At 69.0% G+C, this 14,005-nt stretch carries 11 protein-coding genes and 1 pseudogene; 8 read left to right on the forward strand and 4 right to left on the reverse strand.

Annotation, left to right across the window (positions count from 1 at the left end):
• The coding region (locus tag ACWPN8_RS02155; RefSeq protein WP_492239767.1) for an MFS transporter at window positions 1–1,191 on the reverse strand (1,191 nt) is incomplete at its 3' end.
• Window positions 1,192–1,499: 308 nt separating this feature from the next.
• On the opposite strand from ACWPN8_RS02155, the gene ACWPN8_RS02160 reads away from it, so the two are divergent.
• Entirely contained in the window at window positions 1,500–3,764 is a 2,265-nt protein-coding gene (locus tag ACWPN8_RS02160; RefSeq protein ID WP_492239768.1) for an NADP-dependent malic enzyme, read from the forward strand.
• Window positions 3,765–3,846: 82 nt separating this feature from the next.
• Here ACWPN8_RS02160 and ACWPN8_RS02165 read toward each other — a convergent pair whose 3' ends face one another.
• Together ACWPN8_RS02165 and ACWPN8_RS02170 are read right to left on the reverse strand one after the other, a co-directional pair.
• Window positions 3,847–4,407: a GNAT family N-acetyltransferase gene (locus ACWPN8_RS02165; RefSeq protein ID WP_492239769.1), complete on the reverse strand. Its 561-nt coding sequence runs from the start codon at window positions 4,405–4,407 to the stop codon at window positions 3,847–3,849.
• An 11-nt stretch (window positions 4,408–4,418) separates the two neighbouring features.
• Window positions 4,419–5,015 carry a helix-turn-helix domain-containing protein gene (locus ACWPN8_RS02170; protein ID WP_492239771.1) on the reverse strand — a complete coding sequence of 199 codons (597 nt, stop codon included), beginning with the start codon at window positions 5,013–5,015 and terminating at the stop codon, window positions 4,419–4,421.
• A 170-nt stretch (window positions 5,016–5,185) separates the two neighbouring features.
• Here ACWPN8_RS02170 and ACWPN8_RS02175 point away from each other — a divergent pair, with 170 nt between their 5' ends.
• The 7 genes and pseudogenes from ACWPN8_RS02175 to ACWPN8_RS02205 all read left to right on the forward strand — a co-directional run bounded on the left by ACWPN8_RS02175 (window position 5,186) and on the right by ACWPN8_RS02205 (window position 13,123).
• The gene (locus ACWPN8_RS02175) at window positions 5,186–6,808 is read left to right on the forward strand and encodes an ATP-binding protein (protein ID WP_492239772.1); all 1,623 of its coding nucleotides are present in this window, start codon (window positions 5,186–5,188) and stop codon (window positions 6,806–6,808) included.
• Between the two features lie 127 nt (window positions 6,809–6,935).
• Complete coding sequence (locus tag ACWPN8_RS02180; protein ID WP_492239773.1) at window positions 6,936–7,976, forward strand: PstS family phosphate ABC transporter substrate-binding protein; 1,041 nt, start codon at window positions 6,936–6,938, stop codon at window positions 7,974–7,976.
• Window positions 7,977–8,002: 26 nt separating this feature from the next.
• A complete protein-coding gene (gene pstC, locus ACWPN8_RS02185; RefSeq protein WP_492239774.1) occupies window positions 8,003–9,385 on the forward strand; it encodes a phosphate ABC transporter permease subunit PstC in 1,383 nt (460 codons plus the stop codon).
• Complete coding sequence (pstA, locus tag ACWPN8_RS02190; RefSeq protein ID WP_492239775.1) at window positions 9,378–10,691, forward strand: phosphate ABC transporter permease PstA; 1,314 nt, start codon at window positions 9,378–9,380, stop codon at window positions 10,689–10,691. Before pstC ends, pstA begins: the two co-directional genes overlap by 8 nt.
• A gap of 5 nt (window positions 10,692–10,696) precedes the next feature.
• A complete protein-coding gene (gene pstB / locus ACWPN8_RS02195; protein WP_109096012.1) occupies window positions 10,697–11,527 on the forward strand; it encodes a phosphate ABC transporter ATP-binding protein PstB in 831 nt (276 codons plus the stop codon).
• Window positions 11,528–11,622: 95 nt separating this feature from the next.
• Window positions 11,623–12,328, forward strand: a pseudogene (gene phoB / locus ACWPN8_RS02200) (phosphate regulon transcriptional regulator PhoB).
• Window positions 12,329–12,394: 66 nt separating this feature from the next.
• Window positions 12,395–13,123 (forward strand): SAM hydrolase/SAM-dependent halogenase family protein, encoded by a 729-nt coding sequence (locus ACWPN8_RS02205; protein ID WP_492239776.1) that lies wholly within the window; start codon window positions 12,395–12,397, stop codon window positions 13,121–13,123.
• Window positions 13,124–13,226: 103 nt separating this feature from the next.
• On the opposite strand, the gene ACWPN8_RS02210 is transcribed toward ACWPN8_RS02205, so the two are convergent.
• Window positions 13,227–13,952, reverse strand: coding sequence for a Bax inhibitor-1/YccA family protein (locus ACWPN8_RS02210; RefSeq protein ID WP_063635611.1), 726 nt, complete (start codon window positions 13,950–13,952; stop codon window positions 13,227–13,229).
• Between the last annotated feature and the right edge of the window lie 53 nt (window positions 13,953–14,005).

Raw genomic sequence — 14,005 nt, forward strand, 5'->3', positions numbered from 1 at the left:
AAGCCCGATGGCGATGGAGACCATGGCCATGGTCGAGACATGCTCCAGCCGGCCGTCGGGCGCGTTGGTCAGGATCTCCGCCGACAGGAAGGCGCCGAAGGCCGAGCTGAGATGCTGGACCGCCGACACCAGCGCCATGAAGCCGGCGCGCTCCTGCGGGTCGGGCACGCGGGAGAAGGCGGCGCCGTTGGCGACCATGCGGACGCCGACGAAGGTCATGAAGAAGGGGAACAGCCCCAGCACCGGCATCCAGGGACGGTAGCCGATGAAGGCGGTGAAGATCACGACGCTCAACCCCACGGTCGCCGCGAAAGTGATGGCGCTGGAGCCGTGGCGGTCGACCAGACGGCCGGCCCAGCGCGAGGCGAAGAAGCTCAGCGCGCCGCCGGTCATGTAGACCAGGCTCAGATGGTCGCGCGGGAAGCCCAGATTGCCCTGCACATAGGCGGCGATGTTGGGGACGATCATGAATTGCTGGACCTGCACCAGTGCCACGGTGGCGTAGGCCAGCCAGACCTTGCGGCGGGACAGCAGCGCCGTCATCCGCACCCACGCGCCGGTCTTCACCCCCGCCCCTGCCCCGGCGGCCAGATGGCCGCGCTGCGGCGGCAGGATGGCGATGGCGGCGACGGCGACGACCAGCCCGGCGGCGGCCACCGCGAAGAATGGCAGGCGCCAGCCGCCATAGAGCGCCAGCTCCAACCCGACCGGCACCCCGGCGATGGCCGACAGCGAGAAGGCCGACATCACGGCCCCCATCGCCTGTCCGCGCCGCTGCGGCGCCACCTGGTCGGTCAGCGTGGCGATGGCGACCGCGACGGCAGGACCGCCGAACAGCCCGGCCAGCACGCGGGCCGCCAGCAGCGACGGGAAGTCCCAGGCCAAGCCGCCGAGTGCGGTGGAGACGATCAGCCCGGCCATCGCCACGGCAAGCGCCCTGCGGCGGTCGAAGCGGTCGAGCAGCATCGAGCCGATCAGCCCGGCCACCGCGGCGGCGGCGGTGTAGCTGCCGCCGATATAGCCGATGTGTGCCGCCGGAATGCCAAGCGCCCGCGCGAAGTCGGGGCCGAGCGGCATCACCATCATGAAATCCAGGATGTTGATGAACTGCACCGCCGCGATGACCAGCGTGATGCGGCGTTCGTCGGGCGTCAAAGCGGTGGGCGCCGCAGGGCGTGTGGCCTGGGACAAGATGGAGGCTCCGGCAGAGGCGGAAAAGCGCGGATCGCGGGACCGCCCCCGATGGTAACAGCCACCGCCCGGCCATCCCAAACGCCATGGTCATGCAAGGCGAGCGCAGCAGATAGGACGCAATACCAACTGAATGTGTCTTCAATCGTCAAAAAAATGCATGATTCGTACAAAAAGCGGGCTTTGGAGGCTTGGCGAGTTGCGCGTGCCGCGTGTACCATCGCGGCCCCACCGTCGGCAGCGCACCGCCCAGAAGGGCATCAATGAAGACCGACGGGCTATGCACTCCGTTGAGGAACACGACATCCATGTCCGACACCAAGCGCGTCACCGACGAAGAGGCCCTGCTGCTGCATTCGAGCGGCCGGCCCGGCAAGCTGGAAATCACCCCGACCAAGCCGCTGACCACCCAACGCGATCTGGCGCTGGCCTATTCCCCCGGCGTCGCCGCCCCCTGCCTGCGCATCGCCGAAGACCCGTCGCTCGCCTACGACTACACGGCCAAGGGCAACATCGTCGCCATCATTTCCAACGGCACGGCGGTGCTGGGGCTGGGCGACCTGGGTGCGCTCGCCGGCAAGCCGGTGATGGAAGGCAAGGCGGTGCTGTTCAAGCGCTTCGCCGACGTCGACGGCATCGACCTCGAGGTCGACACCCGCGACGTGGACGAATTCGTCAACTGCGTGCGCTTCCTCGGCCCCAGCTTCGGCGGCATCAACCTGGAAGACATCAAGGCGCCCGACTGCTTCATCATCGAGGAGCGGCTGCGCGAACTGCTGGACATCCCGGTCTTCCACGACGACCAGCACGGCACCGCGATCATCGCCGCCGCCGGCCTGATCAACGCCTGCGACATCACCGGCCGCAAGGTCGAGGACGTGAAGATGGTGGTGAACGGCGCCGGTGCGGCGGGCATCGCCTGCGCCGAGCTGTTCTGCACGATGGGTGTTTCACGTGAAAACATCATCCTGTGCGACACCAAGGGCGTGGTCTACCGCGGCCGCACCAACGGCATGAACCAGTGGAAGTCGTCCTTCGCCGTCGACACCGACAAGCGCACGCTGGAAGAGGCGGTTGCCGGCTCCGACGTGTTCGTCGGCCTGTCGGCCAAGGGGGCGATGACGCCGGAGATGGTCAAGTCGATGGCGGCCAAGCCGATCATCTTCGCGCTGGCCAACCCTGATCCGGAGATCACGCCGGAGGAGGTCAAGGCGGTGCGCGGCGACGCCATCGTGGCGACCGGCCGCTCCGACTATCCGAACCAGGTCAACAACGTCCTGGGCTTCCCCTATCTGTTCCGCGGCGCGCTCGACGTCCGCGCCACCACCATCAACGAGGCGATGAAGGTCGCCGCCGCCAAGGCGCTGGCCGCACTGGCGCGCGAGGACGTGCCGGACGAGGTCGATGCCGCCTATTCCGGTCGCCGGCTGCGCTACGGCCCGGACTACATCATCCCGGTGCCGTTCGATCCGCGCCTGATCGTCACGGTTCCGGCCGCCGTCGCCCAGGCGGCGATGGAAAGCGGGGTGGCGCGCAAGCCGATCCTCGACCTGACCAGCTACAAGCACAGCCTGCGCACCCGCCTGGACCCGACCGCCGACAGCCTGGAGCTGATCCTGGAGAAGGTGCGGACCAACCCGCGCCGCGTCGTCTTCGCCGAGGGCGAGGAGGAGCGGACGATCCGCGCCGCCATGGCCTTCCGCGCCCACGGCTACGGCACGCCGGTGCTGATCGGCCGGGAGGAGGTCATCCGGGAACAGCTGACGGCGATGGGGCAGCCCAACGTCCAGTTCGAGATCCACAACGCCCGCCTGTCGGACGCCAACCGCCGCTATGCCGACCACCTTTACCGCCGCCTGCAGCGCAAGGGCGCGCTGCTGCGCGACTGCCAGCGGATGGTCAACCAGGACCGCAACGTCTTCGCCGCCTGCATGGTGGCGCAGGGCGACGCCCATGCCATGGTGACCGGCCTGACCCGCAGCTTCGGCGTCGCCTACGAGGAAATCCGCCGCGTCATCGATCCCAAGGCGAGCGGGCCGGTGTTCGGCCTGCACCTGTCGATCACCCGCAACCGCACCGTCTTCATCGCCGACACCACCGTCCATGTCCGTCCCGACGGCAAGACGCTGGCCGACATCGCCATCGGGGCTGCGGCCAAGGCCCGGCAGATGGGGCACGAGCCGCGGATCGCGATGCTGTCCTTCTCCAACTTCGGCCAGACGCCGCATCCGAACACCGATCCGCTGCGGGAAGCCCTGTCGATCCTCGACAGCCGCCGGGTCGATTTCGAGTATGACGGCGAGATGTCGGCCGACGTGGCGCTGGATTACCAGCTGATGAAGCGGGTCTACCCGTTCTGCCGGCTGTCCGGTCCGGCCAACGTGCTGATCATGCCCGGCCTGCATTCGGCCAACATCTCGGCCAAGCTGCTGAACAAGATGGCCGGCGGCCAGATGATCGGCCCGCTGCTGATCGGCTTGGACAAGCCGGCGCAGATCGTCACCATGGGCGCCTCGGTCAACGACATCGTCACCGCCGCAGCATTGGCGGCGCATGACTCGCTGCCGTGGTGAGGTGAGGTAGGACGCCTCTTCTTCCGCCGCGGTGGAGGACACCCCCCTCTCCCGCCCCGGGAGAGGGGTTTAAAGGATGCACTCACCCCAACGCCTTGTAGAAGAACGCCGTGTCGCAGAGCCCTCCTTGCGGCCACAGGGCGAAGTTCGGGATGACGCCGACCTTCACCCAGCCGGCGCGGGTGTAGAGCCGTTCGGCCTCGGGCGAGGCGGTGTCCAGCACCAGCAGGGTCTTGCCGGCGGCGCGTCCCGCATCCTCGGCAGCCTGCATCAGGGCGGCGCCGACGCCCCGGCAGCGGGCGCGGCGGTGGACCAGCATCTTGGACAGGTCGGCGCGGTGCGGCTGGTTCGGCGGCTGGGCGACAACCAGCTGGACGGTGCCGAGCACGCCCTCGCCATCCTCCGCCACCAGCAACATGCGCTCCCCCCGCTCCACCCCGGCCGCCACGCTCCGCCAGAAGCCTTCGGCGGTGGCGCGGTCGAGGGGAGCCATGAAGCTGACCGACGCGCCGCCCTCCACGCAATCCAGCAGCACGTCGGTCAGGCCCGGCACGGCGGCGCCGGCGTCCTCCGCCGTCAGCAGGCGGACCGTCACCGCACCGTCTCCACTCCGCCGGTTCGGGTCCAGGCAGGCAGCGTCCATGGCTCGCTCCTTCAGCGTTTAACGGCGTTTGACCCGCCGCGCCCCTCAGTGGTCAGCGCCACGATGTAGCGGGCGGTGCGGTCGGTCGGGTTGTGGAAGCCGGTCGGCCGGTCGAGCCGCATGGCGAGGCAATCGCCCGTGTCCAGCCGGTGCGTCACCTCCCCCACCGTCAGCTCGATGGTGCCGTCCAGCAGATGGATCTGCTGCTCGACAACGGCGGCGCGGGTGCCGCTGTCGTAGGAGACGCGGGCGCCCGGGGGCAGCTCCACCTCCACCAGCTCGATGGGGGACGGATAGCCCGGCGGCGACAGGTTGCGGCGGCGATAGCCGGTGGCCGGGTCGGTCCAGGCGATCTGGTCGGCGCGGCGAACCACCGGGTCGGCGTCCTCGCGCTCCGCCTCGGCGAACAGCGTCGCCAGCGTCACGCCAAGCCCGGCGGCGAGCCGTTCCAGCACCGAGGCCGTCGGGCTGCTCTCCCCGCGCTCCACCAGCGAGATCATCGAGCGGCTGACGCCCGACCGCTCGGCCAAGCCGTCCATCGTCAGGCCACGATCCGCCCGCAGCGTGCGCAACCGGGTTGCAAGCCGGCTGTCGATGTCGTTTTCCATCTTTTCCATGAAGATAGAATGAAGGTCCAGGATATTGGAGTCAACGGCCAGCCGCACAGTCGCCGCCATGAATCTTTTATGACCGCCGCGCGGGGGTCGTGGCGATGGTGTAGAAGGGCTGAACCTGCGGTTTCCTGTTCCGTCTCCACTCTCAAATCCGGTGCCACCCCATGCGCCAGAAGGCGTCGCCGCCCACCCCGCTTCTGACCGCCATCCTGCTGATGCTGGCCCCCCTTGCCGGCGTGCTGAGCTGGGCGGTCTATGGCGGGGCCTTGCATGGCGGGCTGGCGCTGGCGGCCGGCATCGTGGCAGTGGCGGGTGCGGTCCAGATCCTGCGGACCTATCGGCGCGATGCCAACGCAGTGACCGACTATGCCGCCCGGCTGGCCGAAGCCGACGAGCCGCTGGCCCCGGCCGGCACGCCGCCCGCGCTGAAGGCGCTGGCCGCCACCATCGGCCGCCTGCACCGGGTCGGGCTGCGCCGGGCCGAGAGCGTGCGGATGCAGCTGGACGCCGACGAGGCGGTGATCGACGCCCTGCCCGCCCCTCTCCTGCTGATGGATGCCGACCGGCAGGTGGTGCGCGCCAACCAGACGGCGCGGGAGCTGTTCGGCGACAAGATCGTCGACCGCGACCTCGCCTCGTCCCTGCGCACGCCGGCGGTGCTGGAAGCGGTGGATTCGGTGCTGCGCGGCGGTGCGTCCCGCATCATCGAGTTCACCCTGCCGGTGCCGGTGGAGCGCAGCTTCGAGGCGCAGGTGAAGCCCTTCCAGCGGCTGGTGCAGGAACCCGACCCCTCGCTGCTGGACGGCGAGATCGAGGAGGAGCCGGCGCCGCGTCCGCCCACCGTCGCCCGCATGGCGATCCTGACCCTGCACGACGTGACCGCCGCCCGCCGGTCGGAGCAGATGCGCGCCGACTTCATCGCCAACGCCAGCCACGAGCTGCGCACGCCGCTGTCCTCCCTGCTGGGTTTCATCGAGACGCTGCGCGGCCCGGCCCGCGACGATCCGGAGGCGCAGGACCGCTTCCTGGCGATCATGCACGATCAGGCCAGCCGCATGACCCGTCTGGTCAACGACCTGCTGTCGCTGTCGCGCATCGAGCTTGACGAGCACATGCAGCCCAACGGCCGCGTCGATGTGGTGGAGGAGCTGGAGAACGTCATCGCCGCGCTTCAGCTGAAGGCGGCGGAGCGCCGCATCCGCCTGCGCCTGGAGGCGCCGGAGGAGTTGCCGCCGGTCGTCGGCGACGAGGACCAGTTGACCCAGGTCTTCCAGAACCTCGTCAGCAACGCGATCAAATACACGCGCGAGGACACCGACGTGACCGTCAGCGTGGCGCTGGCCGACGGTGCCGCGGTGGGCTTCACCGGCCTGCCGGCGCCGGGCGGCGTGGCGAAGGACAAGCGGGCCGGGCGCGGCGGCACTGCCATGGTGTCGGTGTCGGTGCGCGACCGCGGCGACGGCATCGCCCGCACCCACCTGCCCCGCCTGACCGAGCGCTTCTACCGCGTCGACGCCGCGCGCTCCCGCGCCATGGGCGGCACCGGGCTGGGGCTGGCCATCGTCAAGCACATCCTGAACCGCCACCGCGGCCGGCTGACCATCGAAAGCGAGGTCGGGGTCGGCAGCGCCTTCACGGTCTATCTGCCGGCCGAGGCCCCTTCCCTTTCCCGAGCTGAGGGCCGGGGAGAGGGGGAGACGCGTCAGGATTTTCGTGGAAGGGCCGCCGTGCTTCCCCCTCACCCTAACCCTCTCCCCGGGGGGGAGAGGGGATATGGCGGGGTGTGAGAGGGGCGCACCATTCCATGACGCTGTCATGAAAGCGTCATAAAAACGTAATCAATCGGTCGCCCTCCGGGTCTATGGTCCGCGCAATTCCGCTGGACCAGTCTCCGTTTGATCGAGGAGGGCACCCGTGACCATCCGGACCCATGTTTTCGCCGCGACCGCTTTGGGCCTGGCTGTGGGTTTCACCGCCCCGGCCTGGGCGCAGTCGCGCGACCAGATCCGTGCGGTCGGCTCCTCCACCGTCTTCCCTTTCACCACCGCGGTGGCGGAGGCCTTCGGCAAGACCGGCAAGTTCAAGACCCCGGTGGTCGAATCGACCGGCACCGGCGGCGGGCTGAAGCTGTTCTGCGCCGGCGTCGGCCCGGCCCATCCCGACATCGTCAACGCCTCGCGCCGGATCAAGAAGTCGGAAATCGACCAGTGCGCCGGCAACGGCGTCACCACGATGACCGAGCTGAAGATCGGCTATGACGGCATCGCGCTGGCCTCCTCGAAGAAGGCAGCGCCGGTGTCACTGTCCACCGTCCTGCTGTGGAAGGCGCTGGCGAAGGAGGTGCCGGTCAACGGCGCCCTGGTCGCCAATCCTTACAAGCTGTGGTCCGACATCGACCCGTCGCTGCCCAAGGCGGCCATCGAGGTGCTGGGGCCGCCGCCCACCTCCGGGACGCGCGACACCTTCAACGAGCTGGCGATGCTGGAAGGCTGCAAAAAACTGGCCGAGGTCGCCAAGGCGGTTCCCGACGAGAAGGCGCGCGAGCGCGCCTGCATGACGATCCGCGAGGATGGCGTCTATGTCGAGGCCGGCGAGAACGACAACCTGATCGTCCAGAAACTGCTCGCCAACCCCAACGCCTTCGGCGTCTTCGGCTACAGCTACCTGGACCAGAACCGCGACACGCTGCAATCCGCGAAGATGGACGGGGTGGAGCTGACGGCGGAGACGGTGGCCGCCGGCAAGTATGAGCTGGCCCGCCCGCTCTACATCTATGTCAAGAACGCCCATGCCGGCGTCATTCCGGGCATCCGCGAGTTCATCGGCGAATACACGTCGGAGCGGGCGATGGGCGACGACGGCTATCTGGTCGACAAGGGCCTGATCCCGGAGCCGAAGGCGCTGCGCGACACCGCCCGCGTCGAGGCGGTCAACCTGACGCCGTTGCAGTTCTGACCAACTCCTCCTCTTGAGCGACCCGCATGCAGCTGACCCTCCTCGCCCTGATCCTGGCCCTGCTCACCCTGATCGGCTTCATGATCGGCCGGTCGCGGGCGGCGGCGTCCGTTGGCGGGCGGGTGGCGGAGCTGCATTCGGTCCCGTCATATCATGGCGTCTATGTCGCGCTGTGGGCCGGGCTGCCGGCGCTGCTGCTGTTCGTCGCCTGGACGGCGTCGGAAGGCTGGCTGGCGATGCAGCTGGTGCTGTCGGCCCTGCCGGAGCGGCTGACCACCGGTGACGGCCAGTCGGTCGCCCTGCTGAAGGCCGACATCCTCAACCTCGCCCACGGCATCTCGACCGGGCGCGACTCCGATCCGCTGGTGGTCGAGGCGGCGCGCCGCTATGCGGGCTTCCGCGATCTCGCCGGCTGGAGCCTGCTGGCGGTCGGCGCCAGCCTCGCCGTCGCCGGGCTCGCCTGGGGCCGCCACCGCATCGGCCCGGACCTGCGCGCCCGTCCGGCGGTGGAGCGGGTGGTGCGGGTGGCGCTGGTCGTCTGTTCGCTGGTCGCCATCCTGACCACGGTCGGCATCGTCCTGTCGCTGCTGTTCGAGGCGCTGCGCTTCTTCAGCGTCGTCTCACCGCTCGACTTCCTGTTCGGCACCCATTGGAGCCCGCAGATGGCGATGCGGGCCGATCAGGTCGGATCGAGCGGTTCCTTCGGTGCCATCCCGCTGTTCGCCGGCACGCTGCTGATCACGGTGATCGCCATGGCGGTGGCGGTGCCGGTCGGGCTGATGGCGGCGATCTACATGTCGGAATATGCCGGACGCGGCGTGCGCACCTGGCTGAAGCCGGCGCTGGAGATCCTGGCCGGCATCCCGACCGTGGTCTACGGCTTCTTCGCAGCACTGACCATGGCGCCCTTCGTGCGCTCGGTCGGCGAGGCGCTGGGGCTGGACGTCAGTTCGGAATCGGCGCTGGCCGCCGGCATCGTCATGGGGGTGATGATCATCCCCTTCGTCAGCTCGCTGTCGGACGACGTCATCAACGCGGTGCCGCAGAGCTTGCGCGACGGCTCCTACGGCCTCGGCGCCACCAAGTCGGAAACCATCAGGCAGGTGGTGCTGCCGGCGGCGCTGCCGGGCATCGTCGCCGCGGTGATGCTGGCGGTCAGCCGCGCCATCGGCGAGACGATGATCGTCACCATGGCGTCGGGCCTGACCGCCAACCTGACCGCCAACCCATTGCAGGCGGTCACCACCGTCACCACCCAGATCGCCACGCTGCTGGTCGGCGACCAGGAGTTCGACAGCCCGAAGACGCTGTCGGCCTTCGGCCTCGGCCTTGTGCTGTTCCTCGTCACGCTCTGCCTCAACATGGTCGCCCTGCGGGTGGTCCGGACCTATCGGGAAAAATATGACTGACCTCGTCGAGCGGGACGCGGCGGCCGTGACGCCCTCCCCCGCCTCAACCACCCCGCCGAAGTCGCGCCTGCGCAGCGAGGCCTTCGCCCGCCGTCTGCGCGCCCGCCATGCCGCGGAGCGCCGCTTCCGGCTGGCCGGCGCCGCCGCGGTGGCGCTGGCGGCGCTGATGCTGGTTCTGCTGCTGGGCTCCATCGTCGCCAAGGGCGCCAGTGCCTTTTGGGAAGCGCGCATCCGGCTGGAGGTGACGCTGGACCCGGCGGAGGTCGCCGACCGCAACTACGCCGCCCCGCTGCGCCGGGCGCTCTACGCCCAGTTCCCCCAGGTCACCGACCGCGCCGGCCGCCGCGTGCTGAACGACCTGCTGTCGTCGGGGGCACCCTACGAGCTGGAGGCGATGGTGGCGAAGAACCCGGCGCTGGCCGGCACCACGCAGACGATCTGGGTCCGCGCCGACGACCAGATCGACCAGCTGGTGAAGGGCGGCTACCGCCGCGACCTGCCGGAGAGCGAGCGCGGGCTCAGCGACGCCAAGGTCGCCGCCGCCGACGCGCTGCTGGCCTCCGGCGCGCTGGCGCAGGGCTTCAACACCACCCTGTTCACCGCCGGCGACAGCCGCGAGCCGGAACAGGCCGGCATCGGCGGCGCCATCGCCGGCTCGCTGCTGACCCTGCTGGTGACCATGGCGCTGTCGGTGCCGACCGGCATCGCCGCCGCGGTCTATCTGGAGGAGTTCGCGCCGAAGAACCGCTGGACCGACCTGATCGAGGTGAACATCAACAACCTCGCCGCGGTGCCATCGATCATCTTCGGCCTGCTCGGCCTCGCGGTGTTCCTCGGTTTCTTCGGCATGCCGCGCTCCGCCCCGCTGGTCGGCGGGCTGGTGATGGCGCTGATGACGCTGCCGGTCATCATCATCGCGTCCCGCGTCGCGCTGAAGGCGGTGCCGCCGTCGATCCGCCAGGCGGCGCTGGGCATCGGCGCCTCGCCCTTGCAGACGGTGCTGCACCATGTGCTGCCGCTGGCGATGCCCGGCATCCTGACCGGCACCATCATCGGCATGGCCCGCGCGCTGGGCGAGACGGCGCCGCTGCTGCTGATCGGCATGGTCGCCTTCATCGTCGACGTGCCCCACGGGCTGACCGACAGCGCCACGGTGCTTCCGGTGCAGATCTACATGTGGGCCGACAGCCCCGAGCGGGCCTTCACCGAGCGCACCTCGGCGGCGATCCTGATCCTGCTCGGCGTCCTGATCCTGCTGAACGGCGCGGCCGTGATCCTGCGCAAGATTTTCGAGAGACGGTGGTGAGCGTCATGAGCATTCAGAACCCGCTGAAGCTGCGGCCCCGCGCCGAAGACCGCCCCGGTCAACGCGCGGGTGCCGCCCTGCCCAACAAGATGACCGCCCGCGGGGTGACGGTGTTCTACGGCGCCAAACAGGCGTTGAAGGGCATCGACCTCGACATCCAGGAAAACCGGGTGCTGGCGCTGATCGGCCCGTCCGGCTGCGGCAAGTCGACCTTCCTGCGCTGCCTGAACCGGATGAACGACACCATCGAGGGCTGCCGGGTCGAGGGGCGGATCGCGCTGGATGGCGAGGACGTCTATGGCAAGGCGGTCGATGCGGTGCAGCTGCGCGCCCGCGTCGGCATGGTGTTCCAGAAGCCGAACCCCTTCCCCAAGTCGATCTACGACAATGTCTCCTACGGCCCGCGCATCCATGGCCTGGCCTCCGGCCGCGACGAACTGGACGAGGTGGTGCAGACCTCGCTGAAGCGCGCCGGGCTGTGGGGCGAGGTCAAGGACCGCCTGCGCGAACCCGGCACCAGCCTGTCCGGCGGCCAGCAGCAGCGGCTGTGCATCGCCCGCGCCATCGCCGTCAGCCCCGAGGTGATCCTGATGGACGAGCCCTGCTCGGCGCTCGACCCCATCGCGACCGCCCACATCGAGGAGCTGATCGACGAGCTGCGGGCCAACTACACCATCGTCATCGTCACCCACAACATGCAGCAGGCCGCCCGCGTGTCGCAGCGCACCGCCTTCTTCCATCTGGGCGAGATGGTGGAGTGCGACGACACCGAGGACATCTTCACCAACCCGCGCGACGAGCGCACCCAGGGCTACATCACCGGCCGCTATGGCTGAGCCCCGCCTTACCTCTGCGCCCTCCCCTCCTCCTTTGTTGAAAAGGCTGTCCCATGCCGGTTAACGTCGAGACGCGCGCTGTCAACGGAGCCACCATGAACGCGGCCCTGAAGCCGCTCGTCCTGATCGTCGAGGACGAGGCCGACATCCTGACGCTGCTGAAGTACAACCTGGAAAAGGAAGGCTTCCGCGTCGCCACCGCCAGCGACGGCGAGGAGGCCCTGCTGGCCGCCGGCGAGCAGACGCCGCACATCGTGCTGCTCGACTGGATGCTGCCGCTGATGAGCGGGCTGGAGGTCTGCCGCCAGCTGCGCCGCAACGCCAAGACCCGCGACATCCCGATCATCATGCTGACCGCCCGCGGCGAGGAAGGCGACCGGGTGCGCGGCCTGAACTCCGGCGCCGACGACTACATCACCAAGCCCTTCTCGCCGACCGAGCTGGTCGCCCGCATGCGCGCGGTGCTGCGCCGCGCCTCTCCCGGCATGACCGACGAGGTGCTGACCTTTGCCGACGTGACGATGGATTCTGGCCGCCCACCGCGTCCGCCGCAACGGCCGTGACGTACACCTCGGCCCGACCGAATTCCGCCTGCTGCGCCACTTCATGCAGCATGCCGGCCGGGTGTTCTCGCGCGAGCAGCTGCTCGATCTGGTGTGGGGCCACGACGTGTATGTCGAGCCGCGTACGGTCGACGTACACATCCGCCGCCTGCGCAAGGCGATGAACGAGGAGGACGAGCTGGACCTGATCCGCACCGTGCGGTCGGCCGGCTACGCGCTCGATACCAAGTCGGTGTGAGTGCGGGGTTCGGATGGGGGTAGGATGGGGGCCAAGACCACCACAGCACTGGTGAGAAGGCCCTCGATGATCCTGCTTTTCACCGATTTCGGACTTTCCGGCCCCTACACCGGCCAGATGAAGGCGGTGTTGGCACAACAGGCGCCCGGCGTGCCGGTCATCGACCTGTTCGCCGACGCCCCCGCCTTCGACCCACAGCTGTCCGCCTATCTGCTGGCAGCCTATGCTCCGGCCTTCCCGGCTGGCAGCGTCTTTCTCTCTGTTGTCGATCCCGGCGTCGGCACTGACCGGCGGCCGGTGATGGTGGAGGCCGACGGGCGCTGGTTCGTCGGTCCGGACAACGGCCTTTTCGCCCTGATCGCGCGCCGCGCAACGTCGCTAAACGCCTGGACAATCGACTGGATCCCGGACCGGCTGTCCGCCAGCTTCCACGGCCGCGACCTGTTCGCCCCCGTCGCCGCCAGCCTTGCCACCGGCCGGGCCGTCGCGCGCAGCCCGCTCAATCCCGCCGCCATCGACCGGCCGGACTGGCCGGAGGAGCTGCCGCGCATCGTCTATGTCGATGTCTACGGCAACGTCATGACTGGCCTGCGGGCCTCCGCCCTGCCCGCCGACGCGGTGCTGACCGCCGGTGGCGCCCGCGTCGCCCGCGCCCGCACCTTCGGCGCCGTCGGGCCGGGGCAGCCGCTGTGGTACGAAAACTCCAACGGGCTGGCCGAGATCGCCGTCAACCGCGGGCGGGCCGACCGGGTGCTGGGACTGGCCGTGGGCGACCTGGTGACGGTAGAGTCCTGAGCGGGCCCAAAAGAAAACCGCCCGGAAGCGGGTGCTTCCGGGCGGCTGCTGCGTCGATCAGGTGCTTGTCCGATCGGGCGTCTCGGGTCGGATGTCCTCAGGCTCAGTCGTTGTTGCGCTGGCCCAGGAACTGCAGCAGGAACTGGAACAGGTTGATGAAGTCCAGGTACAGCGTCAGGGCGCCCATCAGGGCCAGCTTGCCGGTGCTCTCGTGATCGTAGCCCTCGGCGTAGCTTTCCTTGATCGCCTGGGTGTCGTAGGCGGTCAGGCCGGTGAAGATCAGCACGCCGATGGCGGAGATCGCGAAGTGCAGGGCCGGCGACTGGAAGAAGATGTTCGCCAGGCCGGCGATCACCAGGCCGATGACGCCCATCATCAGGAACGAGCCCATCTTCGACAGGTCGGCCTTCGTGGTGTAGCCGTAGAGGCTCATCGCCAGGAAGGTCGCGGCGGTGACGAAGAAGGTCAGCGCGATCGACGCCCCGGTGAAGACCAGGAAGATGGCCGACATCGACAGGCCCATGGCACCGCAATAGGCCCAGAAGATCATCTGTGCCGATGCGAAGGAGAGGCGCTGGATGCCGAAGGACAGCACCATGACGAAGGCCAGCGGCGCCAGCATCACCACCCACTTCAGCGGCGTGCCGAAGATGGTGGCCATCATGGCCGGGCTGGACGACACGAGCGCGGCGACCAGACCCGTCAGGATCAGGCCGGCACCCATGTAGTTGTACACGCGCAGCATGTGCTGGCGCAGGCCTTCGTCGAAGTATCCCCGATCTGTCGCGCGGCCTGCGGTCGCGAAGCGGTTATAGGTCGGGTCTGCCATGGTTTGGTTTCCTCGGTGGAATTGGGTGATCCCGTCGCAGGACATATTGGCGA

Source organism: Azospirillum sp. UENF 112521, assembly GCF_058780665.1.